Source organism: Streptomyces sp. NPDC048392, from assembly GCF_043200575.1.
Classification (GTDB): Bacteria; Actinomycetota; Actinomycetes; order Streptomycetales; family Streptomycetaceae; genus Streptomyces.
In genome coordinates this window covers 134,841-158,959 of the sequence record NZ_JBICYB010000012.1, presented here as the reverse complement: position 1 = coordinate 158,959, position 24,119 = coordinate 134,841, and the positions used below count along the sequence as shown (strand labels likewise).

25 protein-coding genes are annotated in these 24,119 nt (G+C 74.8%); 13 read left to right on the top strand and 12 right to left on the bottom strand.

Going from position 1 to position 24,119, the window contains the following annotated elements; translation table 11 throughout:
* Positions 1-88: 88 nt before the first annotated feature.
* On the top strand, positions 89-1,072 hold the full coding sequence (locus ACGFYH_RS18605; protein ID WP_393804248.1) for a helix-turn-helix domain-containing protein: 984 nt from the start codon (positions 89-91) through the stop codon (positions 1,070-1,072).
* Between the two features lie 62 nt (positions 1,073-1,134).
* Positions 1,135-1,617: a DUF456 domain-containing protein gene (locus ACGFYH_RS18600; RefSeq protein WP_393804205.1), complete on the top strand. Its 483-nt coding sequence runs from the start codon at positions 1,135-1,137 to the stop codon at positions 1,615-1,617.
* Here ACGFYH_RS18600 and ACGFYH_RS18595 read toward each other — a convergent pair.
* The 6 genes from ACGFYH_RS18595 to ACGFYH_RS18570 form a co-directional block, all read right to left on the bottom strand.
* Positions 1,580-2,113: a methylated-DNA--[protein]-cysteine S-methyltransferase gene (locus ACGFYH_RS18595; RefSeq protein ID WP_393804204.1), complete on the bottom strand. Its 534-nt coding sequence runs from the start codon at positions 2,111-2,113 to the stop codon at positions 1,580-1,582. The genes ACGFYH_RS18600 and ACGFYH_RS18595 overlap by 38 nt on opposite strands.
* The gene (locus tag ACGFYH_RS18590) at positions 2,110-3,549 is read right to left on the bottom strand and encodes a DNA-3-methyladenine glycosylase 2 family protein (protein WP_393804203.1); all 1,440 of its coding nucleotides are present in this window, start codon (positions 3,547-3,549) and stop codon (positions 2,110-2,112) included. Before ACGFYH_RS18590 ends, ACGFYH_RS18595 begins: the two co-directional genes overlap by 4 nt.
* Positions 3,550-3,623: 74 nt before the next feature.
* Positions 3,624-4,736 carry a ribosome small subunit-dependent GTPase A gene (rsgA, locus tag ACGFYH_RS18585; protein WP_393804202.1) on the bottom strand — a complete coding sequence of 371 codons (1,113 nt, stop codon included), beginning with the start codon at positions 4,734-4,736 and terminating at the stop codon, positions 3,624-3,626.
* A 251-nt stretch (positions 4,737-4,987) separates the two neighbouring features.
* Entirely contained in the window at positions 4,988-5,533 is a 546-nt protein-coding gene (locus ACGFYH_RS18580; RefSeq protein WP_393804201.1) for a DUF1697 domain-containing protein, read from the bottom strand.
* An 82-nt stretch (positions 5,534-5,615) separates the two neighbouring features.
* Complete coding sequence (locus ACGFYH_RS18575; RefSeq protein ID WP_393804200.1) at positions 5,616-7,139, bottom strand: cellulose binding domain-containing protein; 1,524 nt, start codon at positions 7,137-7,139, stop codon at positions 5,616-5,618.
* A 184-nt stretch (positions 7,140-7,323) separates the two neighbouring features.
* On the bottom strand, positions 7,324-8,643 hold the full coding sequence (locus ACGFYH_RS18570) for a radical SAM protein (RefSeq protein WP_393804199.1): 1,320 nt from the start codon (positions 8,641-8,643) through the stop codon (positions 7,324-7,326).
* Between the two features lie 106 nt (positions 8,644-8,749).
* Here ACGFYH_RS18570 and ACGFYH_RS18565 point away from each other — a divergent pair, with 106 nt between their 5' ends.
* Positions 8,750-10,006 (top strand): D-arabinono-1,4-lactone oxidase, encoded by a 1,257-nt coding sequence (locus ACGFYH_RS18565; RefSeq protein WP_393804198.1) that lies wholly within the window; start codon positions 8,750-8,752, stop codon positions 10,004-10,006.
* A 40-nt stretch (positions 10,007-10,046) separates the two neighbouring features.
* Here ACGFYH_RS18565 and ACGFYH_RS18560 read toward each other — a convergent pair whose 3' ends face one another.
* Both ACGFYH_RS18560 and ACGFYH_RS18555 read right to left on the bottom strand, forming a co-directional pair.
* Positions 10,047-10,571 carry a hypothetical protein gene (locus tag ACGFYH_RS18560; protein ID WP_393804197.1) on the bottom strand — a complete coding sequence of 175 codons (525 nt, stop codon included), beginning with the start codon at positions 10,569-10,571 and terminating at the stop codon, positions 10,047-10,049.
* Positions 10,568-12,274, bottom strand: coding sequence for a PHP domain-containing protein (locus ACGFYH_RS18555; RefSeq protein WP_393804196.1), 1,707 nt, complete (start codon positions 12,272-12,274; stop codon positions 10,568-10,570). The genes ACGFYH_RS18560 and ACGFYH_RS18555 overlap by 4 nt, the downstream gene beginning before the upstream one ends.
* Before the next feature lie 152 nt (positions 12,275-12,426).
* On the opposite strand from ACGFYH_RS18555, the gene ACGFYH_RS18550 reads away from it, so the two are divergent.
* Complete coding sequence (locus ACGFYH_RS18550) at positions 12,427-13,017, top strand: TetR-like C-terminal domain-containing protein (RefSeq protein ID WP_393804195.1); 591 nt, start codon at positions 12,427-12,429, stop codon at positions 13,015-13,017.
* A 174-nt stretch (positions 13,018-13,191) separates the two neighbouring features.
* Here the strand turns inward: ACGFYH_RS18550 and ACGFYH_RS18545 are convergent, their stop codons facing one another.
* From ACGFYH_RS18545 to ACGFYH_RS18535, 3 genes are all read right to left on the bottom strand, one after another.
* Positions 13,192-13,950, bottom strand: coding sequence for an isocitrate lyase/phosphoenolpyruvate mutase family protein (locus ACGFYH_RS18545; protein ID WP_393804194.1), 759 nt, complete (start codon positions 13,948-13,950; stop codon positions 13,192-13,194).
* Positions 13,947-14,360: a hypothetical protein gene (locus ACGFYH_RS18540; RefSeq protein WP_393804247.1), complete on the bottom strand. Its 414-nt coding sequence runs from the start codon at positions 14,358-14,360 to the stop codon at positions 13,947-13,949. Before ACGFYH_RS18540 ends, ACGFYH_RS18545 begins: the two co-directional genes overlap by 4 nt.
* Positions 14,361-14,827: 467 nt before the next feature.
* Positions 14,828-15,076: a hypothetical protein gene (locus ACGFYH_RS18535; protein WP_393804193.1), complete on the bottom strand. Its 249-nt coding sequence runs from the start codon at positions 15,074-15,076 to the stop codon at positions 14,828-14,830.
* A 161-nt stretch (positions 15,077-15,237) separates the two neighbouring features.
* On the opposite strand from ACGFYH_RS18535, the gene mmuM reads away from it, so the two are divergent.
* The 7 genes from mmuM (at position 15,238) to ACGFYH_RS18500 (ending at position 20,939) form a co-directional block, all read left to right on the top strand.
* Complete coding sequence (gene mmuM, locus ACGFYH_RS18530) at positions 15,238-16,143, top strand: homocysteine S-methyltransferase (protein ID WP_393804192.1); 906 nt, start codon at positions 15,238-15,240, stop codon at positions 16,141-16,143.
* A gap of 66 nt (positions 16,144-16,209) precedes the next feature.
* Positions 16,210-17,154 (top strand): DUF4129 domain-containing protein, encoded by a 945-nt coding sequence (locus ACGFYH_RS18525; protein ID WP_393804191.1) that lies wholly within the window; start codon positions 16,210-16,212, stop codon positions 17,152-17,154.
* 32 nt (positions 17,155-17,186) lie between these two features.
* Positions 17,187-17,726: a hypothetical protein gene (locus ACGFYH_RS18520; protein ID WP_393804190.1), complete on the top strand. Its 540-nt coding sequence runs from the start codon at positions 17,187-17,189 to the stop codon at positions 17,724-17,726.
* The gene (locus tag ACGFYH_RS18515) at positions 17,723-18,724 is read left to right on the top strand and encodes an AAA family ATPase (protein WP_393804189.1); all 1,002 of its coding nucleotides are present in this window, start codon (positions 17,723-17,725) and stop codon (positions 18,722-18,724) included. Before ACGFYH_RS18520 ends, ACGFYH_RS18515 begins: the two co-directional genes overlap by 4 nt.
* A gap of 38 nt (positions 18,725-18,762) precedes the next feature.
* The gene (locus ACGFYH_RS18510; protein ID WP_393804188.1) at positions 18,763-20,091 is read left to right on the top strand and encodes a DUF58 domain-containing protein; all 1,329 of its coding nucleotides are present in this window, start codon (positions 18,763-18,765) and stop codon (positions 20,089-20,091) included.
* Complete coding sequence (locus tag ACGFYH_RS18505) at positions 20,088-20,684, top strand: hypothetical protein (protein WP_393804187.1); 597 nt, start codon at positions 20,088-20,090, stop codon at positions 20,682-20,684. The genes ACGFYH_RS18510 and ACGFYH_RS18505 overlap by 4 nt, the downstream gene beginning before the upstream one ends.
* A 45-nt stretch (positions 20,685-20,729) precedes the next feature.
* Positions 20,730-20,939, top strand: coding sequence for a hypothetical protein (locus ACGFYH_RS18500; protein ID WP_393804186.1), 210 nt, complete (start codon positions 20,730-20,732; stop codon positions 20,937-20,939).
* Here ACGFYH_RS18500 and ACGFYH_RS18495 read toward each other — a convergent pair.
* Positions 20,896-22,401, bottom strand: coding sequence for a carboxylesterase/lipase family protein (locus ACGFYH_RS18495; RefSeq protein ID WP_393804185.1), 1,506 nt, complete (start codon positions 22,399-22,401; stop codon positions 20,896-20,898). The genes ACGFYH_RS18500 and ACGFYH_RS18495 overlap by 44 nt on opposite strands.
* A 205-nt stretch (positions 22,402-22,606) precedes the next feature.
* On the opposite strand from ACGFYH_RS18495, the gene ACGFYH_RS18490 reads away from it, so the two are divergent.
* Positions 22,607-22,945 (top strand): STAS domain-containing protein, encoded by a 339-nt coding sequence (locus ACGFYH_RS18490; RefSeq protein WP_393804184.1) that lies wholly within the window; start codon positions 22,607-22,609, stop codon positions 22,943-22,945.
* A 104-nt stretch (positions 22,946-23,049) separates the two neighbouring features.
* Positions 23,050-24,111 (top strand): LacI family DNA-binding transcriptional regulator, encoded by a 1,062-nt coding sequence (locus ACGFYH_RS18485; RefSeq protein ID WP_393804183.1) that lies wholly within the window; start codon positions 23,050-23,052, stop codon positions 24,109-24,111.
* Positions 24,112-24,119: the final 8 nt, after the last annotated feature.

Here is a 24,119-nt window from a genome sequence, read left to right as displayed (position 1 = left end):
TCCGGAGGCGGGTTTGCGCCGTGGCCGTTTCCCGCCACGGACGACCGCCCGGGTGGCGGTCATGGTTCTCGGGGAGGGGCGACGCCGGATGCTGGGAGTGCTGGGTCTCGAGGACACGCACGAGGCGGCCTATCGGGCACTGGTGTCCGTGGGCGCCGCCGACGTGCCCGATCTGGCGCGGCGGCTGGCGCTCGGCGAGCGGGACACCGAGCGTGCGCTGCGCCGGCTCGAGCAGAACGGGCTCGCGGCCCAGTCCTCGGCCCGGCCGGGGCGCTGGGTCGCCGCACCGCCGGGCGTCGCGCTGGGCGCGCTGCTCACCCAGCAGCGGCACGAACTGGAGAAGGCGGAGCTGGCGGCGGCGCTGCTGGCGGAGGAGTACCGGGCGGCGGCGGCCGAGCCCGCGGTGCACGACCTGGTGGAAGTGGTGACCGGCGCCGCGGCGGTCGCCCAGCGCTTCCTCCAGCTCCAGCTCGGCGCGAGCGAGGAGGTGTGCGCGCTGGTCACCGACAAACCGGTCGCCGTGACCGGCATGGAGAACGACGCGGAGGAGCAGGCCACCGGGCGCGGCGTCCGCTATCGCGTGGTGGTCGAGCGGTCGGTCCTCGGCCAGCCGACCGGCATCACCGAGCTGACCGCCGCGCTGGGCCGCGACGAGCAGGTCCGGGTCGTGGACCGGGTGCCGACCAAGCTGATCGTCGCCGACCGGTCCCTCGCCCTGGTGCCGCTCACCGCGCGCTCGTCGGAGCCCGCCGCGCTGGTGGTGCACGCCAGTGGCCTGCTCGAGCTGCTGTCGGGCCTGTTCGAGGCGGTGTGGCGGGACGCCCTCCCGCTGCGTCTGGGCGCGTCCGGCGTGACCGAGCACGGCCCGGACGCCCCCGACGGTACCGACCTGGAGATCCTCTCCCTGCTGCTTGCCGGGCTGACCGACGCGAGCGTCGCCAAGCAGCTCGACCTGGGCCTGCGGACCGTGCAGCGGCGGGTGAAGCGCCTGATGGAGCTGACCGGGGTCACGACCCGGCTGCAGCTGGGCTGGCACGCTTACGAACGGGACTGGGTGGCCAGGAGACACTGACCCCGCCCCGGCCACCACGCCGCACTTCTGCGGATCGCGCCCCGCTCCCGCACCCTGGACAGATGGGAGCGTGGGACCTCCTGCTGGCCGGCCTGGTCATACTGCTCGGGCTGTGCGGCGTGCTGCTGCCCGGCATGCCCGGCTCCTGGCTGGTGTGGGCCGGGGTCGCGTGGTGGGCGCTGAAGAACCCGCAGCCGCTCTCGTGGGCGGTGCTGGTGGGCGCCACCGTCGTCCTGCTGCTGTCCCGGGCGGTGCGCTGGGCGCTGCCGGACCGGCGGCGGAACCGGGACCGGGCCATGCGCCGGCTGATGGCGTACGGGGGCGCGGGTGCCGTCCTCGGCTTCGTACTGATCCCCGTTCTCGGGGCGGTCCCCGGTTTCATGGGCGGCGTCTACCTCGCCGAGCGGCTGCGGCTCGGGCGGCACGGCGAGGCGATGGCGTCACTGCGGACGGCGCTGCGCGCGGGCGGCGCCGATCTGCTGGCGGAACTGTTCGCCTGTCTGCTGATCACCGGGGCGTGGCTGGGAGCGGTCCTGGCCGGCTGAGCGCGGCACCCTCCAGCGACAGCAGCCGCGTCTTGCGTTCCATGCCGCCCGCATAGCCGGTCAGGGAGCCGTCGGCGCCGATCACGCGGTGGCAGGGGCGCAGGATCAGCAGCGGGTTGGCGCCGATCGCACCGCCGACGGCGCGTACGGCCGGCCGCGAGGCGCCGATGCGCGCGGCGATCTCGCCGTACGTCGTCGTCGCCCCGTAGGGCACGTCGTCCAGGGCGGCCCACACGCGCTCCCGGAAGGCGGTGCCCTCGGCGCGCAGCGGCAGCCGGAACTCCTTCAGCTCTCCCGCGAAGTAGGCGCCGAGTTGCTCCTCGGCGTCCCGGAAGGGCCCGGTGTCGTGCCGCCACCCGTCCCTAACGCTCCGGCCGCCCTTCTGCCCGGGCACGGACAGGGAGGTGAGCGCCCCGTCCGCGCCGGCGGTCAGGAGCAGCCGCCCGACGGGACTGTCGGTCTCGTACCAGTACGTCTCGGTGGTGGTCGTGGTCATCGGTCGTTCTCCCACTCTCCTGCTGCGCGCAGGTGGTTGAGTGCGTACGAGCGCCAGGGGCGCCAGGTGTCGGGCACGGTGAGGCCGGGCGGGGCGACGTCCGGGTCGCCGAGGGCGCGGGTGCGCACGACGGCGGCCGTACGGGCGTCCAGGCCGGGCACGGCGAGCAGGGCGCGCTCGGCGTCGTCCCGGTCGGCGCCCGGGTCCAGGCGTACGGCCCCGTCGGCCAGGGCGGCGGCGAGCGCGCCCGGGGTGCCGTCCGGGACCGCCCCCGCGAGGACGGCCGGTTCGGGGAAGAGGTGGGTGAGGGTACCGCAGGGCGCGTCGAGCGCCTTGCCGTACCGCTGGACGAGCCGCTCGGCCTCCGCGCGCCCCACCAGGGCGCGGACCGCGAGTTCGTCGGGGTCGGCGGTGCCCGGTGAGCGCAGCCCCGGGCGGGCGGCGACCAGCGGGGCGAGCCGGGAGTCGGCGCCGAGCCGCTCGTCGACTGCGTACGGGTCGGCGTCGAGGTCGAACAGCCGCCGCAGCCGCTGTACGGACGTGGTCAGGTCGCGGAGGTCGGTGAGGTGGAGGCGGGCCTCGAGCCAGCCGCCACTGCCCGTGCCGGGCCGCCCCGGCCGTTCCTGGACGGCGACGATCCCGGTGCCGTGGGGCAGGCGCAGGGTGCGCCGGTAGAAGCGGCGGCCGGGTTCGCCGCTCACCTCCTCGACCCCGGCGACGGCCTCCCGCCGGAGCAGGTCGAAGACGGGGCCCGGCTGGTAGGGGCCCCGGTGGGCGAGCCGCAGCGGGACGCCGGCGGCGGGGGCGGCGGCGCGCCGGGAGGCCCGGTCGCGGGCCGGGGCCGTGGCGCGCAGCTCGCTCGGGGTGGCCGCGTACACGGCCCGCATCGTGTCGTTGAACTGCCGCACGCTGGCGAACCCGGACGCGAACGCGATCTCGGTGACCGGCAGGCCCGTGGTCTGCAGCAGGACGCGCGCGGTGTGCGCCCGCTGGGCACGGGCGAGGGCCACCGGTCCGGCGCCCAGTTCGGCGGTGAGCTGCCGCTGCACCTGCCGGGCGCTGTAGCCGAGCCGCCCGGCGAGTCCGGCGACGCCCTCGCGGTCGACGACGCCGTCGCCGATCAGCCGCATGGCCCGGCCGACGACGTCGGCGCGGACGTTCCAGTCCGCGGAGCCCGGTACGGCGTCGGGGCGGCACCGCCGGCAGGCCCGGAAGCCCGAGCCCTGCGCGGCGGCCGCCGTGGCGAAGAACCGCACGTTGTGCCGCTTCGGCGTGACCGCGGGGCAGCTGGGCCGGCAGTAGATGCCGGTCGTCTCGACGGCGAAGAAGAACGCGCCGTCGAACCGGGCGTCCCGGCTCCGCACGGCCTCGTACCTGCCGTCCTCGTGCGAGTTCCCGTACGCCGCTGTCCCGGTTGTCTCCGCTGTCCGTGTCACGCTGTCCAGTCTCCGCCAGGCCGGAGGACCCGGGCTGGCGGAAATCGGACATCACGTTGCGGCGGACGGGCGGGCTACCGCGGGCCGCCGCCCCGCTTGGCCTCCATCGCCGCCCTGCCGACGGCGCCCCGGCGCTTCCACTCCTTGCGGATCTCGGCCCGCAGCCGGGCGTCGGTCTTGGCGACGATGCGCTGGTTCTCCCGCATGAGCTTGCGGTAGCTCTCCAGCCGCCGCTCTGGCAGTTCACCGCTGTCGATGGCGGCGAGGACGGCGCAGCCCGGCTCGCTCTCGTGGGCGCAGTCGTGGAACCGGCATCCGTCGGCCAGTTCCTGGATCTCGGCGAAGACCTGCCCGACCCCGTTGCCCGCGTCCCAGAGCCCGACCCCACGCAGTCCGGGGGTGTCGATCAGCACTCCCCCGCCGGGCAGGGCGAGGAGGTTGCGGGTGGTGGTGGTGTGCCGGCCCTTGCCGTCGACGTCGCGGATGGCCCGCACGTCCATGACGTCCTCGCCGAGCAGTGCGTTGGCCAGGGTGGACTTGCCGGCGCCGGACTGTCCGAGCAGCACGGCCGTGCCGCCGCCGACGACGGCGGCCAGGACGTCGAGCCCTTCGCCCTGCTCGGCGCTGACGGACAGCACCGGCACGCCGGGCGCGGCCGCCTCCACGTCCCGCACGAGGTACGCCAGGGTCACCGGGTCGGGCACGAGGTCGGCCTTGGTGAGGACGACCAGGGGCTGTGCCCCGGACTCCCAGGCGAGGGCGAGGAACCGCTCGATCCGGGCGAGGTCCAGCTCCACCGCGAGCGACACGGCGACGACCGCGTGGTCGACGTTGGCGGCGAGGATCTGCCCCTCGGACCGCTTGGAGGAGGTGGAGCGCACGAAGGCGGTACGGCGCGGCAGACACGTCCGTACGTAGCGCGGGGTGCCGTCCGGTTCGACGGCGACCCAGTCGCCGGTGCAGACGACGCGCAGGGGGTCGTCGGGGGTGACGAACGCGGTGTCGGCGCGCAGGACGCCGTCCGCGGTGACGACGTCGCACTGCCCGCGGTCGACGCGGACGACCCGGCCGGGCAGACAGCCCTGTCCGGCGTACGGGGCGAACTCCGACTCCCATCCCGCGTCCCAGCCGTAGGGGGCGAGGGGGTGGGGGGAGGGCGAGGAGGACGAAGGAGAGGAGAGGTTCAAGGGAGACCCTTCACAGGGCGGCCCCGGCGTCCGCGTGTCGCACGCGGAAGGAGAGGTGGGTCAGCCGGTGGCCACGGAGGTGGACTTGACGGACTTCCGGATGCGGGCAGCGCCCGTCGCGATGACAGTCATCGGGTCACACCTCCTGCTCTCTGCTCGGCCGACGGCGGCAGCCGGTCACGGCCACCGCTCGATACGCGTGCATCCTAGAAGCACCGGGGCTCCGGACGCCACGGGATTGTGCTCCTCCCTCAGGACGCGCCCTTCTTGGCGGCGTCGAGAATGTCGAGGACGGTGTGGAAGTACCGGGTCGTCGCGTCGCGCCCGAGATGGCGTTCCTGGAACCCCTTGGCGGTGGGCGCCCTGCCCTTGATCAGGTACCAGACGACGAACGCCTCGTACCCGGTGGTCCGGATGATCTCCATGTCCTTCTTGGGCGAGAGCAGCGGCAGTTCCAGCCCGGGGTCGATCCGCTCGGTCGTGAACACCACGCAGCAGCGCATGCCGTCGGTGACGGTGATGTCCCTGAACGGGTCGAGCGCGACCAGTTCCTCCATCTCGGGGATCGTGCGCAGGCAGACCGCGACCTCGTAGCCGAGGGCCTCGCGCAGATGGGCGCCGATGGTCCGGCTCAGCACCGAACGGTCCTCCTCGGCGGTCTCGAAGAAGACGTTGCCACTCTGGATGTGGCTGCGGACCGCGTCGAATCCCATGTCCCGGAAGAGAGCGCGCAGGTGATCCATCTTCACCGAGCGCCCCGGCACGTTCAGGCCGCGCAGAAACGCGAGATACAGCAAGGCCGACCACCCTCTGTTCGCGGGGCCCCGCGGCCGGGGGATCGTGAGGTCCGGGGCCGGGCCAGCTTACCCACCGGCGGCGTCACCCGGGCGCGGGCCGCGCGCACGCGCGGCCGTTCAGGGTGAAGTCGTACGGCGGTGAGTTCCGACCGCTCCAGGAGGCGAGGAAGCCGAAGGCCAGGCGGCCGTCCGCGGGGACGGACCGGTTGTACGCGGCGGCGCCGGCGGTGACCCGGGAGCCGTTCTGGGTGTGGTTCGCGTCCCACATCTGGCCGATGCGCTGGCCGTCGGGGAAGGTCCAGGCGACCTGCCAGGAGTCGAGCGCGTCGGCGGTGGTGACGGTGACGGTGGCCTGGAAGCCGTCGGGCCACTGGTTGACGAGGTCGTAGTGGACGCGGCAGGCGGCGGCAGCGGGGTCGGGGTCCGCCGCGGGTGGCACCCCGGTGGGCGCGGTGGGCGTGGCGGTGCCCTGGGGCTCCGGTTCGGGGTCCTCGCGCGGCGGGGTCCGGTCCGGCCCGGGCGTCGTGGCGTCGGTGGCGGACGGCGTCGCGGCGGGCGGCGGCTGCGCCCGCGGGGTGTCCGTGGTCGGCGGCGGCGTGGGCTCCGGGACGGTGATCCGGCGCCGGTCCGGGGTGCCGGCGGGTGCCGCGGTGTCCTCGGCGGCGCCGTCGAAGGGCAGCAGGGAGACGGTGAGCGCCAGCAGGGAGACCAGGACGGCCGTGGCGAGCAGACCCCCACGGGCGAGGCGGGTCCGGTGGCCGCCGTCCGGCGTCCCGTCGGCGCGGCCGTCGTCGCCCGGCGCCGGGCGCCCCGCCCCGAGGCGCGCCTCGGCGGCGCGGCGGCGGCGTTCCAGGTAGGCGCGGCCGCCCCAGCCGATCACGCCGCCGGCGAGGGCGGCGGGCAGTCCGGCACCGTCCGGGCGCAGACAGGCGGCGGCCTCGGCGCAGTCGGGGCAGGTGGCGAGGTGGTGGGAGAGGTCGTCGGGGATGTCGGCCGCCGGCGACCTGGTGACCGCGTCCAGCAGCCGGGCGTACGGGCGGCATCCGGCGTTCGGGGGTGCGTCGTGGTGGCCCCGTCGGCAGCGGTCCCGGAACAGGTCGCGCACCTGGGCGAGTTCCTGGGACGCGGTGGCCGGGTCGAGGCCGAGCCGGCGGGCCACGACGGGCAGCGGCAGGGTCTCCACGTCGGCCAGCCACAGCAGTTCCGCGTCCGGCGCCTGCATGTCCCTGAGCCCGCGCAGCGCGAGCGGGCGCCGCGGTGGCGGTCCGGCGTAGCGGGCGGCCCGCTCGGAGCGCAGCCACAACCGCAGGTCGGAGTCGAGTTCGTGGCCCTGCCCGGCGGCCTCCCAGGCCGCCGCGGTGGTGCGCACGGCGGTCAGGAGCAGCGGGATGCGGGGCAGCCGGGACGGGCGGCGGGCGGCGGTCCCGGCCGCGGCCGCGTCGGCGGCGCGGACCTCGCGCAGTCCATGGCCGAACGCCTCCGTGGCCAACCGGACGGCCGCCTCTGATCCGGCCGTGCACAGGTCGGCGTAGGAGAGCACCGTGTCCCAGCTCTCCGCGTGCAGCGCGGCCTCGGCGGCGTCCTGGGGGCTCGGCAGGTCGGGCATCGGACTCCTGCATCCACTGCGTCCACGGGCGAGGCCAACTCAGCGCACCGGTGACGGAGTTGGGGCAGGGCCTCACGGCAGGCGCAGAGCTTCGCACGTCTTCCGCACGACTGACAAGCGCCGTGTTCGGCACCGGCGGGTCAGGTGTGGGGCCCGCCGGCGCACGCGTCGTTGCCGACCGGGCTCACACCTCGACGGGTTCGTCCTCCGGGAGGCTGTCCATGAAGGAGCTGACCGAGAAGACCGCGCGGCCGGCGCCGGGCAGGCCGTAGCCGGGGGGCGAGGAGAGGCCGAACTCGTCCATCGTCGCGCGGTAGGCCTCCAGGAGCCGGATGTGGTACTCCAGCGGCGCGCCCTGCGGGTTGGCCTTGCCGAGCGGGGTGGTGGGCTCGGGGCACCAGGTGGTGAAACGGGGCGTGATGCCGTGCGACATGAAGAAGCGCAGGCCCTCGGTGGTGGAGGCGATGGCCTCGTCGACCGTCTTGAAGCCGAAGGGTTCGGCCATCTCGACGCCCGCGACGAAGTTGGGGATGACGTTGCGCGCGCCGAAGACGTCGGTGGAGTCGAGGATGCGCCTGTGCCACTCGTCGCGGCCGACGTAGCGCTCCTTGCCGGGGCAGTACATCTTGAACAGGTACTCGTCCCACACCTCGAAGTTGGGGTGGTAGATCTGTACGCCGTGGTCCTTGAAGCGCTGGACGTCCGGCTTGGGCAGTGCCTGGGCGACGACCTTGCCGATCCAGCGGCCGGGGAAGCGCTCCTCGATGGCCTTGGCGTAGTGGCCGTAGAAGTCGGCCTCGTCGCGTCCGGAGACCGTCTTGGTGATCGCGCCGCCGGTGAGGGTGTAGGCGGTGGAGGCCTTCGCCGTGTCGTACCGGTCGATGATCTCCAGGGCCTCCAGCACCTCCTCGACGTCCTTGACTCCCGTGTAGGGGCGGCCGGCCGCCTTGTGCTGGCGCCAGTTGTGATTGATGTCGCAGTACTGGCACTCCTCCTTGGCGCCGAAGTACTGGCAGACCCGGAAGACGGTCAGGTAGATCAGGTAGCCCCACTGGATGGTCGGGGCGACCTCCATGACCGACTTCCGGTTGGAGAGGGTGTGCCGGTAGTACTCCGGCATCGGCGGCACCCCGACGTCCGAGATGCGCCTGCCGTCCAGGTACAGGCCGAGCCGGCCGTGCTCGTCGGCGGCGACGCGGTAGGGGGAGGCCGGGTTCACGCGGACCGAGACGACGGTGCGGCGCAGGTCGTAGGGGCCGCCGGTGAGGACGATCTCCTCGGGCGGGCGGCGCAGCGCGGCCTCGCCCAGTTCGGGCAGGGTGCCGTGGTCGAAGGAGAAGATGAAGTACGACTTCGGCTTGACCTCACCCCCCTCGTTGTCGCTCAGCGCCGAGGGGTCGAAGGCGACACCGCCGCGCAGGAGGTCCTCCTTGAAGACGGCCTCGCGCGGCACGTGCGGGAACCGCTCCATCAGATCCTCGACCAGCGCGGTACGGCTGTCCATCCCGTGTCTCCTCCCAGCTCCGGCGTTCGACTTCTCACGGTATGCCCCCGGCCGTGCGTCTTCCCGGGCGGGGCCCCTCCAGGCGCGCCGGGTAGGTTTCCGCGATATGAGCGACATCACCGTGACCAACTGGGCCGGCAACATCACCTACACGGCCGGGGAACTGCTGCGGCCGCACTCCCTCGACGCGCTGCGGACCCTGGTGGCGGACAGCGCCGGGCTGCGGGTGCTGGGCAGCGGGCACTCCTTCAACGAGATCGCCGAGCCGGGCGCGGAGGGCGTCCTGCTGTCGCTGGCGGGTCTGCCGTCCGAGGTGGACGTGGACACCGCGGCCCGTACGGTGCGGGTCGGCGGCGGCGTCCGGTACGCGGAGCTGGCCCGGCGGGTCGACGCGCGGGGGCTGGCGCTGGCGAACATGGCCTCGCTGCCGCACATCTCTGTCGCCGGTTCGGTGGCGACCGGCACGCACGGCTCCGGGGTGGGCAACGGTTCGCTGGCCTCGGTGGTGCGCGAGGTGGAGCTGGTCACCGCGGACGGTTCGGCGGTGACCGTCTCGCGGGACGACGAGCGCTTCGGCGGCGCGGTGACCTCGCTGGGCGCGCTGGGTGTCGTGACCGCGCTCACTCTCGACCTGGAACCGGCCTACGAGGTCGAGCAGCACGTCTTCACCGAGCTGCCGCTGGCCGGACTGGACACGGCGACGCTCGAGACGGTGATGGCGGCGGCGTACAGCGTGAGCCTGTTCACCGACTGGCGGGCGCCCGGCTTCCGGCAGGTGTGGCTCAAGCGCCGCACCGACCGACCGCTGCCCGACTTCCCGTACGCCGCTCCGGCCGCCGAGAAGATGCATCCCGTGCCCGGCATGCCCGCGGTGAACTGCACGGAGCAGTTCGGCGTACCGGGGCCCTGGCACGAGCGGCTGCCGCACTTCCGCGCCGAGTTCACGCCCAGCAGCGGTGCCGAGCTGCAGTCGGAGTACCTGATGCCCCGGGAGCACGCCCTGGCGGCCCTGCACGCGGTGGACGCCATACGGGAGACCGTCGCGCCGGTTCTCCAGACCTGCGAGATCCGCACGGTCGCCGCCGACGAGCAGTGGCTGAGCCCGTCCCACGGGCGGGACACCGTGGCGGCGCACTTCACCTGGGTCGAGGACACCGCGGCGGTGCTGCCGGTGGTGCGGCTGCTGGAGGAGACCCTGGCCCCGTTCGCGGCCCGGCCGCACTGGGGAAAGGTGTTCACCACGCCGGCGGGCGAGCTGAGCGCGCTCTACCCGCGGCTGGCCGACTTCCGGGCGCTGGCCGGGGAGCTGGACCCGGCGGGGAAGTTCACCAACGGGTTCGTGCGCGGGGTGCTGGCGGGCTGAGCACGGCCCGACCCCGTGCCCGTTCCCTCCTTCCGCACGCTCAGTGGTCCGCGCAGCAGGGGGTCGGGGCGGGGTCCTCGAACGGCACCAGCGTGCCGCCCGCGGCGGGCATGGCGGCCAGGACGAGGCGGCCGTCCCGCCAGTGCGGGCGGACGTGGTCGCGGGTGACCAGCCGGGTGTCCGGGGACGGCTCGTCCGGTGTGCCCAGCACGGTCACCCGGTCGATGGCGGAGCGGGCGAGCAGCTCGGCGAGCGTCAGTGTGCCGGTGAGGCGGTCCGCGCCCGGGTAGAGGACCGCGCGGCCGGTCTCGTCCGGCGCGCCGTCGCGGACCTCGTGTCCCCGGGCGGTGAGCCGGTCCCGGGCGGTGCGCAGGACCGGCTCCGCCCCGGCCGCGAGGGACAGGGCGACCCGCGGACGGCCGTCCCGCACCAGGTGCGTGCAGCCGAGGACGCCCTTCGGGAGGGCGAGTTCGGCCGCCAGCGCCTGGAGCAGGCGGTCGGCCTCGCGCAGGGTCGTCGCGTCGGTGTCGATACCGAGGACGTACGGCGCGGCGTGCGGTGTCATGACGGCAGGACCCACACCGGGTTGGAGTAGAACCACAGGTCGCGCCACGGGTCGGCGTCGCCGGCGACGTCGATGGCGGGGCCCGCCGGGTCGACCTTGGCGCCCAGGGGGCCGACGGCGGACCGGTTGCCGTCCGTGCCGCGCGTGCGGAGGTAGACGGGGTGGTCGACGTGGCCGAGGTCGTAGGTGAGCCGGACGGTGCCGCTGTCCTTGTTCACCTCGTACGACTTGACGACCCTGGCGGTCGGCGCGGTGAAGGTGTCCTTGTCGGCGGCCGGTCCGGTCACGTCGCCCTGGATGACGTCCACGCGGGCCAGCTTCGGGACGAAGCCCGCCCAGTTGGCGCCGCCGGCCGGGGCGACGTCCATGGACAGGGTGACCCGCGTGCCCCTGCGGACGTGCAGGGCGCCGCCGAGGGTGGCCCAGCGGCCGCCGCCCGAGACCCGGACGTCGAGGCCGCTGATGAGCTGCCCGTGGTCGACCCAGACCCGGCCGGCGCGGATGCCGTCCATGACGGCGGCGTAGGAGAAGCCGTCGGAGCCGACGTGGGTGCGGCTGTACTGGCCGGGCCAGAAGTCGTTCTGGGCGATGTCGATCCGTCCGCCGTAGACGGGGTCGTCGTAGCGGCCGTTGGCGTTGAAGTCGCCGCCGCCGCGGGCGCCGGTGTCGGCGTAGACCTGGTGGGAGTCGGAGTTGGCGGTGATCCACCAGGGGCGGCCCTCGGCGATGAGGCTGTCCCACAGGCCGCCGACGGTGGCGGTCATCCAGTCGAAGCCGCCCCAGGTGCGGTAGCTCTCCAGCGGGTAACCGGCGAAGGAGTTGGCGCTCCGGCCGCCGTCGTAGATACCGCGGGCCCCGCCCGGGCCGAGGGGTCCGGGCAGGCCGCCCGCCTGGTGGCCCGGGGCGCCCTCGAAGCCGACGGCGATCTGGCGGCCGCGGGAGGTGGCGTCGCGCCAGGCGCGGATCTCGTGCGGGGAGTCGATGCCCTTGCGGGCCGGGTGGTTGGCCAGCATCAGGGCGTCCTTGACCTTGCGCCGCTCGACCTGGTCGGCGAGGAAGGAGAGCCCGGCGATGGCGAGGGCCTCGTTGGCGGGGGTGGAGTCGGTGGCGCCCTTCACGCCACCGTCGTAGTCGGTCTCGAACTGCTTGAGGACGGCGACCTCGTGGCGGCCGGGGTGGACGAAGACCGTGCCGTGCTCGGCTGCCGGGATGTTCCACTCCAGGCCCTGGAAGACGAGGGTGTCCTCGTAGGCGTCGCGGGCCTCGCGGATGTCCGGGTTGACCTTCTCCACGCCGATCCTGGCATGGGTGACGCTGCCGTGGTCGGTGATGACCAGCCAGTCCATGCCGTGCCGGGCGCCCTGGCGGACCTGGTCCACGACGCGGTACTTGCCGTCGCCGCTGTACTGGGTGTGGATGTGGTGGTCACCGGCGAGCCACAGGAAGCCCTTCCCGCGGCGGCCGTTGCCCGTGGCCCGCGCGGGGGCGGCGGTCGCGGTCTGGGCGAGGACGGTGCCTGCGGCCAGTCCGGCGCCGAGCAGGCCGGCGCGGCGCAGCAGGCCGCGCCGCGACTGCTGTTCGGGGCTCAGGGCCTCGTCGGGGACGCCCGGGTCGAAGGCGGCGGGCAGGGCCTGCGCGGTCTCGTGGTCGTGGGTGTGAGCGTGTCCGTGGTGGTGATGACCGTGGCCGTGGCCGTGCCCCATGAAAGATCCTCCTGGATACAGCCGCCGTGCGCGGCTGTGAGGAGAATCGAGGCAGAAGATGAACGTTGAACGACTCGGAGGTGATCCCGGGCTGCCGTCCCGCCTGCCCTAGCATGAAACCCAGGAGCTCCAGGAAGCCGGGAAGGTGGCCCATGCCCCGAGTGGGTCTCACCACGGACCGCGTCGTCGCCGCGGCCGCCGACCTCGCCGACGAGACCGGCTTCGAGGCGGTCACCGTCTCCGCGCTCGCCCGGCACTTCGGGGTGAAGGACGCCAGCCTCTACACGCACGTCAGGAACCTTGAGGACCTGCGCGTCCGGGTCGCGCTGCTGGCCGGCGGCGAGCTGATCGAGGAGATCGCGGCGGCCGTCGCCGGACGGGCGGGCAAGGAGGCCCTGGCCGCCTTCGCGGACGCCTACCGGGCGTACGCGCTGCGCCACCCGGGCCGTTACGCCGCGACCCGCATCCGTGTCGACCAGTCCCTCGTCGCCGGCTCCCCCGCCCTGCGCCGCACCGCCGAGATCACCCACGGCATGCTCCGCGCCTACGGCCTGGCCGAACCCGACCTCACCGACGCGGTGCGCCTGCTGCGCAGCACCTTCCACGGCTACTGCGCGCTGGAGGCCTCCGGCGGCTTCGGCGCCCCGCGGGACGTACAGGCGTCCTGGGACAAGGCGGTCGAGGCGCTGCACGTGGCACTGGAGAACTGGCCGCGGGAACGACGCGGCGCAGGCGGAAGCTAGGCCCTGTCGTCGAACTCAGGTCTGCCCGGCGACGTCATGCGCGCACCTCGCCGTACCGGGCCCCGACCCGGATACCTCCAGTACGAGGCCCGGGACCCGGCACGCCGAGAGCACGCATCCGACGCCGCGGGGCCGCCCTCCGGGCGACGACGCGAGTTGGACGACAGGACCTAGTCAGCTCAGCGCCCGCACCTCGTCGTACGTGGGGGCCGGGCCGGGGATCCGGCCCGCCCGGATGCCGGCGGCCGTCTCCAGGGCGGCGCCCAGCGCCCGCCGGTACAGCAGCGAGCCGAGACTGACGCGCCGCACGCCGAGGTCGGTGAGGTGCGCGAGGGTGGGTCCGGTGGGCGAGTACAGGACGTTGAGGGGGACGTCGAAGTGGGCGGCGAGGGCCGCGATCCCGGCGGGGTCGGTGAGCCCGGGGACGAAGACGCCGTCGGCACCGGCCTCGCGGTAGGCCTCCAGGCGCCGCAACGTCTCCGCGAGGCGGCCTTCCCCTCCGCCGTCACCGAGCCAGTACGTGTCCGTACGGGCGTTGACGAACAGGCCGGGGGCGGCCGAACGGACCGCGGCGATCTTCGCGGCGTGCCGGTCCACCGGCCCCTGGCCGTCCTCCAGGTTGATCCCGGCGGCACCGGCCGCCGCCAGCTGCCGCGCGAACTCCCCTACCGCGTCCGGGTCGTCGCCGAAGCCGTCCTCCGCGTCCACGGACAGCGGGAACGGTCCCGGGCCCAGGGCGAGGGCCAGTCGCAGTGTCTCCTCGCGGGTCGCCGACGCCCCGTCGGGCAGGCCGCCCGCCGCCGCGACACCCAGGCTGGTCGTACCGATCGCCCGGAAGCCCAGCCCGGCGAGGGCGAACGCGGAGGCGTGGTCCCAGGCGCACGGCAGCAGCAGGGGACCACCGGCGCGGTGGAGCTCGGCGAAGGCGGTCACGACAGGTCACCCACCGCGTCGGCGTAGTACCCGGATTCCGTGAGGTGGACGGCGAGCCGGCGGAAGCTCCAGCCCTCGCCGGGCGAGTGGTCGAGCTGCTCGTCGGTGAGCGCGTCGAGGCGGTTGGCCCAGATCCGGGCGAGGCGGGTGAGGCGGCTGCGGGCCTCGTCGAGGTCCTCGGGCGTGAAGGGCGCCCGGTCGGCGTCCGTGGTGACCATGGAGGCGTGCCAGTGGTCGGGCTGCGTCTCCTCCCCCGCCAGCCGGGCCTCCAGCTCAGCGAGATGGTCGACCATGTGGTCGGCGACCCGGCGGATCGCCTTGTGCGGGGTGTGGACGCGGCCGTCGACGCGGGTGGGCGTCCCGTCCCAGCGGGTCCAGGTGGCGGCCAGGCCGAGGACGTGCTCGACCATGCCGGTGACGGCGTCGGCGGGCGTGGCGGTGACGGCGTCGGCGGACGTGGCGGGGGCGGCGTCGGCGGGGGCGGCGGGGGCGGGGGCGGCGGACGTGGCGGGGGCGGGGGCGGGGACGGGGGGCGCGCCGGCAGGGGGTGTGTCGCTCATGTTTCCGACGCTAGGGGCCCGTTGCTTCGGTGTCGGCCGAAGTGTTCCCGGCGGATGCGGGTACCCGATCCGCACCGTTCGTCCACGACTTCCCCGTGCGAGGTGACATGCGAGGTGACATGGCAGGCGCGGAGCGAGGCGACGACCGTCCGCGGCCGCGGCCGCGGTGGCAGGACAGCCTGTGGGCCATCGGCGTGACCGGCCTCACCGAAGGGTGTGTCGGCACTGGCTGGACAGCACCCCGGACGCCGTGCGAGCGGGGCCGCACGACGCGTACCGGGTGAGGACGCGTCCCGGCAGACCGGGCCCGCGTCAGGTCACCAGTCCGTGGCGGTAGGCGAAGACGACCGCAGGCCGGTCTTGGCCGCGGCGCCCTCCCGGGCCACCTCCAGGGCCTGCCGGGGCTCGGTGCGCCGCACCACCCACGTGTACACGAAGACCGTCAGGGCGGCCGCCGCGAGGCCGACGACCAGGGTGAGCCAGTCGTTGTCCTGCACCGCCTGGACGGCGATGCCACCGAGGGCGTAGGCCGCCAGCACGGCCAGGAACTGCCACACGAACCTCACGGGAACTCCTTCGTCGGGCCCGTGACCGGCGTGCCTCGGGCTGCACCGGACGCTACGCATCCGGCGGCGCAAGATCGTCACCTCCCGGTGGACACCCGGCCGTAGCTCGCACGGGGGACAAGGCCCCGGAGCCCGGGGCCGGTGCGTCGTAGCCTCGTGTCATGACCAGCGACTTCGCCGACGCCCTCGCCTCCGGCCCGCTCGTGCTCGACGGCGGGCTGTCCCATCAGCTGGAGGCGGCCGGACACGACCTGGGTGACGCGCTGTGGTCGGCGCGGCTGCTCGCCGATGACCCCGAAGCGGTCACCCGGGCCCATCTCGCCTACTTCGAGGCGGGCGCGGACGTGGCGATCACCTCCAGCTACCAGGCCACCTTCGCGGGCTTCGCGCGGCGCGGCATCGGGAGGGAGCGGGCCGCCGAACTCCTCGCGCTCAGTGTGGAGTCGGCCCGCGAGGCCGCCCGCCGGGCACGGCCGTCCCGCCGCCTGTGGGTGGCGGCGTCGGCGGGCCCGTACGGTGCGATGCTCGCGGACGGCTCCGAGTACCGGGGCCGGTGCGGCCTCGGCGCGGGCGAGCTGGAGCGCTTCCACCGCCCCCGCCTGGAGGTCCTGGCCGCCGCACGGCCCGACGTCCTCGCGCTGGAGACCGTCCCGGACACCGACGAGGCGGCGGCGCTGCTCAGGGCGGTGCGCGGGCTCGGCGTACCCGCCTGGCTGTCGTACACCGTCGCGGGCGGCCGCACCCGTGCCGGCCAGCCGCTGGAGGAGGCCTTCGCCCTGGCCGCCGACGCGGCGGAGGTGATCGCGGTCGGGGTCAACTGCTGCGCGCCCGAGGACGTGTCCGGCGCGGTCGAGACCGCCGTCCGCGTCACCGGCAAGCCGGTCGTCGCCTATCCGAACAGCGGAGAGACCTGGGACGTGAAGGCGCGGGCCTGGCGGGGGCGTTCGTCGTTCCCGGCCGAGCGGACGCGGGACTGGCGGGAGCGCGGGGCCCGGCTGATCGGCGGCTGCTGCCGGGTGGGCCCGGACACGATCACGTCGGTCGCCCGGACCCTGTCCCCGGGGTGACCGGTGCGGCATGTGCCAAGATGGCGGTGAACTGGCGTTCGGGGGCAATGTTCAGCGGGGGACGGCATGACGGACGGGAAGCCGGCGAAGCGCCGGGGGGTGCCCGGGACGGTGGTCGCCGCCGGAGTCGTCGGGATGCTGGCCGTGGCCGCGCTCGCCCTGCGGCCCGCGGAGGGGCTGCTGCACTCCGGCAGGGGGCCGCTCGGCCACTGGGGCTTCGTGGCGATCGGCACCTGCGTCGCCTGGACGGCCGCGGCCTCGTCGGCCGTCGGGCGCCTTCGCCCCCGGTTCGGTGCCGAACGCCTCTCGCTGCCACCGGGCGAGGAGCGGCTGCGGGAAGCCGCCGCGCCGCTGCTGCTCGCCGGGGCGGGCGTCATCGGCGTCCTGGCCCTGGTCCTGCACCGGTTCTCCACCGGTGACACCACGTCCGGTCCCCCGCCTCCACTCGCGACGGAACCCGCCGCCACGCCGGCCCTCGTCGCTCCCCCGCCCCAGGACCGTACGGGGAGTCCGGCGGATCACTCCTCCGTGCCGCTGTACCTCGTACTCGCCGTGGTGGCCGCGGTCGTCGTGGTGCTCGTCGTGGTGGCCGTCGTACGGCGCCTGCGACGGATCGGGCTGAGGATGCCGCAGCTCCCCGGCCCGGCGGGTGCCGCGACGGGGGACGACGACGCGCGGCTGCTCCTGGCCGCCGTGCGTTCGGGCCGCCGCGCCCTGGCCGACACCGGTGACGCCCGTGCGGCCGTCATCGCCTGCTACGCCGCGATGGAGGACGCCCTCGTCGCCTCCGGCGTGCCGCGGCACGCCTCCGACAGCCCCTCCGACCTGCTCACCCGCGCCGTCGACGCGGGTCTCGCCCCGGGCCCGGCCGCGCCGCGGCTCACCGCGCTGTTCCGCGAGGCCCGTTACTCCTCGCACCCGATGGACGGCTCGCACAGGGAGGCCGCGGCCGGGGCCCTGGAGGAGATCGCGTCACTGCTCCGGGACCGGGAGCCGGAGGCCGCGCGATGAACCGGCTCGCGGAGGGGGCCCCGGGAGAGGACATGCTCACGCTGCGCCGGCTCGGACTGCTCGGCGGAGCGGTCGCCGGCTCGGGCGTCCTGCTCGTACTGCTCCTGGACGGCCCCGGGGCGGCCGGTGCCCTCGTGGCACTGCTCGTCGCCGTGGCCCTGCTCGTCGCCCGGTACGCCGTCGGGGCCGGCGCCCTCGACTCCGGATACCGGGGCGAGGTGCGGCTGTTGCGGACGCGGGTCCAGGGCATGGGCGAGTGGCGACGGAACGTGGGCGCCTCCACAGGTCCCGACGGCGCCCTCCACTACCGTGCGGTGCTCCGGCCGGAGCTGCGCCGTCTGTACGCCGCGGCACTCGCCGAGCACCACCATGTGTCGCTCGGACAACGTCCGGAGCGGGCCGCCGAGTTGATCGGGCCGGACCTGTGGCCTTGGCTCGGGCCCGAGCCACCCCGTGCCGGTCCCGACGGCGAGGTGCCCGTCGACGTGCTGCGCCGCCTCGTCGACCGGCTCGAAGTCATCGGCGCACCCCCCACCCGTAGCCCCCGTACCGGTAAGGACCAACCGACGTGACGACTTCCTCCGCGCCCCGGCTCCGCACCGCCGAGCAGGTCGGCGAGCAGGCCGGTGCCGTACTGCGCGAGATCGGCCGAGCCGTCGTCGGCAAGCCGGACGCCCTCGAACTGGTCATGCTGGGGGTGCTGGCCGGCGGCCACGTGCTCGTCGAGGACCTGCCGGGCCTCGGCAAGACCCTCCTCGCGCGGTCCTTCGCCACCACGCTCGGTCTGGACTTCCGCCGGATCCAGTTCACGCCCGACCTGCTGCCCTCGGACGTCACCGGGACGCCGCTGTACGACCAGCGCACCGGCGAGATGGTGTTCCACCCCGGCCCGGTCTTCACGCACCTCCTGCTCGCCGACGAGATCAACCGGACGCCGCCCAAGACGCAGGCGGCGCTGCTCGAGGCGATGGCCGAGTCGCAGGTGACCGTCGACGGCGAGACCCGGCCGCTCGCCGACCCGTTCCTGGTGGTCGCCACCGCCAACCCGGTGGAGTACGAGGGCACCTACTCCCTGCCCGAGGCCCAGCTCGACCGGTTTCAGCTGCGCGTGCGGATGGGGTATCTGACCGCCCGGGAGGAGCTGGCGATGCTGCGGGCCCGGGTGGACCGGGCCGCGCCCGAGGCGGTGCTCGAAAGGCTCGCCGGGCCGGACGACGTCGTGGCGTGGCGGGCCGTCGTGGAGCGTGTGGAGATCGACGACGACCTGCTGGAGTACGCCGTCGCGCTCGTCGGCGCGACCCGCGACCACCCCCACATCGGCATCGGCGCCTCGCCGCGCGGCGGACTCGCCCTGGTCCAGCTCGCGCGCGCCCGCGCCGTGCTGGACGGCCGCGACTACGTCGTCCCGGAGGACGTCAAAAGCCTGGCGGTACCCGCGCTGGCCCACCGGGTCTCGCTGCGCCCGGAGTTGTGGGTGCGCGAGATGTCCACGGACGACGTGCTGCGCGAGGTGGTCGACGGCGTCGGCACACCGACGACGCGGCGCACGTCCGCCGCCGTGTCCTCGTGACCGCGCCCGGGTCCGGGTCCGTGTCCGGGAACGCGTCCGTGCCTCGGCCAAGCGCCGCGGTGGTCCGCGCTCTGGAGGGCCGCACCTCACCGGCGCAGCCGCCGCCCCCGCCGCCCGGCGGTCCGCGGCCGGGCGAGCGGACGCTGCGTCTGCTGACCGTCGCCGTCGTCGCACTGTCCGCCGCGCTGCTCACCGGCCGGGCGTGGCTGCTGGCGCTCGCGGCGGCGCCGCTGGTGCTGCTCGTGCTCGCGCTGCCCCGCGCCCACGTCCGCCGTATCGAGACGTCGACGACCGTCGAGCCGGGGCGCTGCTTCGAGGGCGACACCGTGACCGTCCGCATCTCGGTGGCCCACGACGGCGACGCCGTGCGCCTCGACCCCGGCGTCACGCTCGGCCCCGGTCTGCGGCTCGACGGGGTCGCCGTCGGCCCGTCCACGGTGACGCTGCGCCACACCGCGCTGAGCTGGGGACGCTGGTCGCTCGGTCCGGTGGACCTCGACGTGTACGACGCCGGGGGCACCGTGCGCCGCACCGTGCGCGTCGAGACGGCCGAGGTGTCCGTGTTCCCCCACGCCGCGCAGGCCGGGTTCACGCCGATCCCGGCGCGGCTGCCGCAGCGGCTCGGCGAACACGCCTCGCCGCAGTCCGGCGAAGGCGTCGAGGTCGTCGGCGTGGGGCCGTGGGTCCCCGGGGAGCGGCAGCGGCGCATCCACTGGCCGTCGACCACCCGGCGCGGGACCGTGCAGCTGCACCGGTTCGCGGCCGAGCGGGCCGCCGACACGGTGATGCTGCTCGACGCCTTCGGGGACGTCGTGGACCCGGTGACCGGGCTGTCGTCCCTGGACGAGACGGTACGGGCCGCTGCCGGGCTCGCCCGGGCCTATCTGCGCACCCACGACCGGGTGGGGGTCGTCTCGACCGGGGGTACCACCCGGTGGCTGGCGCCGGGCACCGGGAACGCCGCGTTCTACCGCATCGTCGAGAGCGTCCTCGACGTCCGCAAGGACCGCGACTTCGGCGGCCCCGGCCTCGGGCGGGTCCCGCCGCCCGCGCTGCCGGAGGGGGCCCTCGTGTACGTGTTCACCCCGTTGAGCGACGCACGCGTGCTGAAGGTGCTGCGGGATCTGCAGGCCCGCGGGCGCCGACCGGTCGTCGTGGAGATCCCCAGCGGGGACCCGCGGGTGGAACCCGGGGATGTGGCCGGCGAGTTGGGATTGCGACTGTGGCACGCGGAGCGGGACGCGATGCGGTTCGCCCTGCGCGACAGCGGGGTGCCGGTACTCCGGCATGTCGTGGGCGAGTCGTTGGACCTGGCGATGGCGCCGCTGCTGTCGGGGCGGGTCGGGGGAAGGGGACGCGCGGGATGACGGCGCTGGATACGAGGGTGGGCCTTCGGGAGTACCTCGGGTACTGGATCGGCACGGTGCCGGTGCGGGTGCTCGCGGTGGCGGCCGTCGTGATGGCGTGGCGGCCGTGGGCGACGGTGGACACGGCGGGGCAGGCGGTGCCGCTCGGATGCGCGGTCGCCTTCGCGGCGTGGGCGGCCCCCGCACTCGACCGACGGCCGTCGCTGGAGTCCACCTGGTGGTCCCACCGGCTGCTGCGCCACCGTACGACGACAGTGGCGGGGGGCGTAGTGGTGATCGCGGCGTTCGGCGACCCGGCTCGGTGGGAGGGCGCCTGTGTGGTCGGGCTGCTGGTCGCCTACCTGGTGACGAGTGAGACGTGGCCGTGGCGGTGGGGGCGCGGGGCCGCGCGGGTGTGGGGTGAGGCGGTCGCGGCGTGCGCGGGGGCCGGTGTGGTGGTCGCCGCCGCGGTGGTTCCGGTGACCGGGTCCGGGTCGTGGGCCGGACGCGTGATCGCCGCGGGCGCGGTGCTGGGCGTCGTGGTGGTCGTCGGCCGGGTGACGGGTGCCCGGGAGTGGGGCCGCGAGCAGGCGGGCGCCACTCCGGCTCCCTGAGCGCCCCACACGGTCTTGTCGGGTTCGCGCTCCCCCACGCCCCACTTGTCCGCCGGTTCCGGCACCGGCGGCGGCGGCGGTGACGACGGCGGTGACGACGGTGACGACGACGACGGCGGCAACTGCGTGGAGGCCGCCACCGAACCCGCCACCGAACCCGCCGCCATCCAGATCCGCGACTGCGCGCCGCCGAAACCCGTCGCCCCGCACGTCACCGTCGTACCAGCCGCCCGGCCCGCGTTCCTCGCGCGGTGACGTCGGCCTGCCACAGGTCGTACTCGGTGTCGAGCGGGCCGTGGGCCGTACGCGGGGCGCCGTCGCCGAAGACCCGCACGGGATGCGTGGCGTCCCAGGCCGCCCACCCCGGGTCACCGCACTCGGCGAACCGCACCCACGCGCCGTGCATCGCGTCGGCCAGTTCCTGCGGCGCACCCTCGCCCGCGAGCCTGCGCGAGTCGGGCGTGTCCCCCGAGTCGAAGACGAAGCCCAGCTCCAGGGCGTGGCAGGCGCCGAGGCCGGGCAGGCCGGACGGCCAGGCGAACTCGTAGACGTACGAGGATCCGGGCCGCGCGTCGGCCACGCGGTGCAGCGGGATGCGGAGCAGGTGGTCGGTGACCAGCTGGCCGACGGTCTCGGCGGCTCCCGCGCCGGGGCGAAGGGCGCGGTAGCCGCGTACCACCTCGTTGCCGCAGTGGCAGCGGGCACGCGCACCGCCGAGGGCCACCGAGCCCAGTCGGTCGACGCGTTCCACGAGGCCGCCGGGGACGAGCCAGAGCCGGTACTCGTCCCGGGTCCAGCCCATCATGAGGTCGACGCCCGGTGCCGCGGCGCCCTCGACGAGCGCCTCCAGCGGATCGTGGGGCAGCACGTCGCCGTCGATGACGAGGCCGAACCCGGGTCCGCCGAGTACGGGGCTGCTGAACCTGCCCACCTCGGCCTGGGCCCGTAGCAGCTGGGCCCGGTCGGCGGCGGCGAAGGCCTCGGCGGTGGCGGGGATCTTCAGGCGGGCGGCCACGCGCCGGACCATCCGCCGTACCTTCTCGCGGTCGGCGGCTTCGGGTGCGCCGCTCTGGAGCACGGCCCGCCGGAACAGGCCCTGAGCCTGCGGCGCGGCGAGAAGAGCGCCGGTACTGATGGCGCCGGCGGACTGGCCGGCGAGGGTGACGCGGTCGGGGTCGCCGCCGAAGGCCGCGATGGACTCGCGCACCCACCGGAGGGCGGCGATCTGGTCGCGCAGGCCCGCGTTGGCGGGGGCGTCCGGGAACAGGCCGTAGCCCTCCACACCCAGCCGGTAGTTGATCGAGACGCAGACGACGCCGTCGCGGGCGAAGGTGCGGCCGCCATAGACCGGTACGGCGGAGGAACCCCTGGTCAGAGCGCCGCCGTGCAGCCAGACCAGGACCGGCAGGCGGGCCGCGGGACCCGGCTCGGGGGTCCAGACGTTGAGGTTGAGACAGTCGTCGCCGGGGATCACCGGGTCGGACAGGTACTGGGCGAAGGCCTCGGAGTACGGCGGTTTGGGTGCGGTGGGGCCGAAGGAGCCGGCGTCGCGCACTCCGTTCCAGCGCTCGGGCGGTACGGGCGGGCGGAACCGGCGCGGTCCGAAGGGAGGGGCCGCGTAGGGGATGCCCCGGAACACCGCGATCCCGTCCTGGTACCTGCCGCGTACCGCGCCGTGGGGAGTGCTCACCACGGGGTTCGTCCGGCCTGCCGTCATGCGCCACCAGCCCTTCGCCGCACAGTCGCACCGCGCGGTGGCACCGCGCATTGGCACCGCGCATTGGCACCGCGCATTGGCACCGCGCATTGGCACCGCACACGTCGAAGCGTCCCGGCGGCCGGATCTATTCCGTGCCGTCACCGTCGCCGCCGCTGGAGGACAATGGGGGTCACGCCCGCAATCCGCCACCGAGGAGGCTGTCGTGACCGTCGACCCTCATGGCTCCAGTCAGGACGCACCCGTAAGGATCGCCGAGGCCGACGGGCAGCACGTCGTGCTGGTCTTCTCCGGAACCCTGGACGCCCCCGCGCTGCGCGTGCTGGAGGAACTGCTTCTGGACCGGCGGCTGCGGCAGCCGAAGACGTGGATCCTGGAGATGGGCGAGCTGGAGCACATCGATCTGGCGTGCGCCTACGCGCTGTTGCGCACGGTCACCCGGACGCCGGCACCGGTCGCACTCACCGTCCGGGGCGCCCGCCCTGCCGTGCACCGGACGCTGCGGCAGGCCGGACTGAACACCGTCGCCGCCTTCACGCAGTAGTCGGGACCGGCGTCCGCACTCTTCCCGCCCGGTCGCGGCGAACCTAGGATAGGAAGCGCTTTCTGTCCCCGGGGCCCCGGACGGGCCGGAGAGGTGGTCGCCCGATGGTCCCTACGGCGAGTGCGAGCACGTCGGCCGGGCCGACGCTGGCGGTGGTGGCCCGGGAGGCCGGGGTCTCGGTACCGACCGCGTCGAAGGTGGTCAACGGGAAGGCGGACGTGGCGCCCGGGACCCGGCGCCGGGTCGTGGAGGCACTGGACCGGCTCGGCTATGTCCGCCGGCCCCGCTTCGACACCGCACGGGCGCCCCGGCTGGTGGACCTCGTCGTGCACTCCCTGGAGAGTTCCTGGTCGGGTGCGGTGCTGCACGGGGTGGAGGAGGCGGCGTACGACGCGGGGCTCGAGGTCGTGGTCTCGGCGGACCCGAACCGGCCCCGGTCCGTGCCACCGGAGGAATCTCGGCCCGAAGGCGGCCGGCTGGACCGGCTCGTCGTGCGCGGCACGTCCGGAGTGCTGTTCAACCTGACCGAGCTGACCGCCGCCCAGTACGCCTGGCTGGCGCAGCACGGCATCCCCTTCGTGCTGATCGACCCGGCCGTACAACCGCCGCCCGGCGTGGTGTCCGTGGGCGCGGCGAACTGGCAGGGCGGGGTGACGGCGGCCGAGCACCTGCTGCGCCTCGGCCACGAGCGCGTCGCCGTCGTCGCCGGACGGCGGCGCAGTCTGTGCAGCGGCGCGCGGGTCGCCGGGTACCGCTCCGCGCTCGCCTCGGCGGGAGTGCGCCACCGTCCCGAGTACGTCCGCCACGCCGGCTTCGACCGGGCCACCGCCCGCCGCCGCATGCGGGAGCTGCTGGACCTGCCCGTCCCCCCGACGGCCGTGTTCGTCTGCTCGGACGCGATGGCCCTCGGCGTCTACGAGGCCCTGGGCGAGCGGGGTCTGACGGTGCCCCGGGACATGAGCGTGGTCGGCTTCGACGACCTGCCCGAGGCCCGCTGGGCCACCCCCGCCCTGACCACGGTCCGCCAGCCCCTGTCGGAGATGGCGGCCACCGCCCTGCGTCTGCTGCTGCGCATGATGGACGGTCACCACCCGGAGAGCACCCGCACGGAGCTGTCGACCCGCCTGGTGAAACGGGCGAGCACGGCGCCGCCGCACACGGTGTAGCCGGGCGC

Coding starts and splice junctions, on each gene's coding strand:
- ACGFYH_RS18605 (WP_393804248.1), top strand. CDS start 89: ATGCTGGGAGTGCTGGGTCTCGAGGACACGCACGAGGCGGCCTATCGG.
- ACGFYH_RS18600 (WP_393804205.1), top strand. CDS start 1,135: ATGGGAGCGTGGGACCTCCTGCTGGCCGGCCTGGTCATACTGCTCGGG.
- ACGFYH_RS18595 (WP_393804204.1), bottom strand. CDS start 2,113: ATGACCACGACCACCACCGAGACGTACTGGTACGAGACCGACAGTCCC.
- ACGFYH_RS18575 (WP_393804200.1), bottom strand. CDS start 7,139: ATGCCCGACCTGCCGAGCCCCCAGGACGCCGCCGAGGCCGCGCTGCAC.
- ACGFYH_RS18570 (WP_393804199.1), bottom strand. CDS start 8,643: ATGGACAGCCGTACCGCGCTGGTCGAGGATCTGATGGAGCGGTTCCCG.
- ACGFYH_RS18565 (WP_393804198.1), top strand. CDS start 8,750: ATGAGCGACATCACCGTGACCAACTGGGCCGGCAACATCACCTACACG.
- ACGFYH_RS18560 (WP_393804197.1), bottom strand. CDS start 10,571: ATGACACCGCACGCCGCGCCGTACGTCCTCGGTATCGACACCGACGCG.
- ACGFYH_RS18555 (WP_393804196.1), bottom strand. CDS start 12,274: ATGGGGCACGGCCACGGCCACGGTCATCACCACCACGGACACGCTCAC.
- ACGFYH_RS18550 (WP_393804195.1), top strand. CDS start 12,427: ATGCCCCGAGTGGGTCTCACCACGGACCGCGTCGTCGCCGCGGCCGCC.
- ACGFYH_RS18540 (WP_393804247.1), bottom strand. CDS start 14,360: ATGGTCGAGCACGTCCTCGGCCTGGCCGCCACCTGGACCCGCTGGGAC.
- mmuM (WP_393804192.1), top strand. CDS start 15,238: ATGACCAGCGACTTCGCCGACGCCCTCGCCTCCGGCCCGCTCGTGCTC.
- ACGFYH_RS18525 (WP_393804191.1), top strand. CDS start 16,210: ATGACGGACGGGAAGCCGGCGAAGCGCCGGGGGGTGCCCGGGACGGTG.
- ACGFYH_RS18520 (WP_393804190.1), top strand. CDS start 17,187: ATGCTCACGCTGCGCCGGCTCGGACTGCTCGGCGGAGCGGTCGCCGGC.
- ACGFYH_RS18505 (WP_393804187.1), top strand. CDS start 20,088: ATGACGGCGCTGGATACGAGGGTGGGCCTTCGGGAGTACCTCGGGTAC.
- ACGFYH_RS18495 (WP_393804185.1), bottom strand. CDS start 22,401: ATGACGGCAGGCCGGACGAACCCCGTGGTGAGCACTCCCCACGGCGCG.
- ACGFYH_RS18485 (WP_393804183.1), top strand. CDS start 23,050: ATGGTCCCTACGGCGAGTGCGAGCACGTCGGCCGGGCCGACGCTGGCG.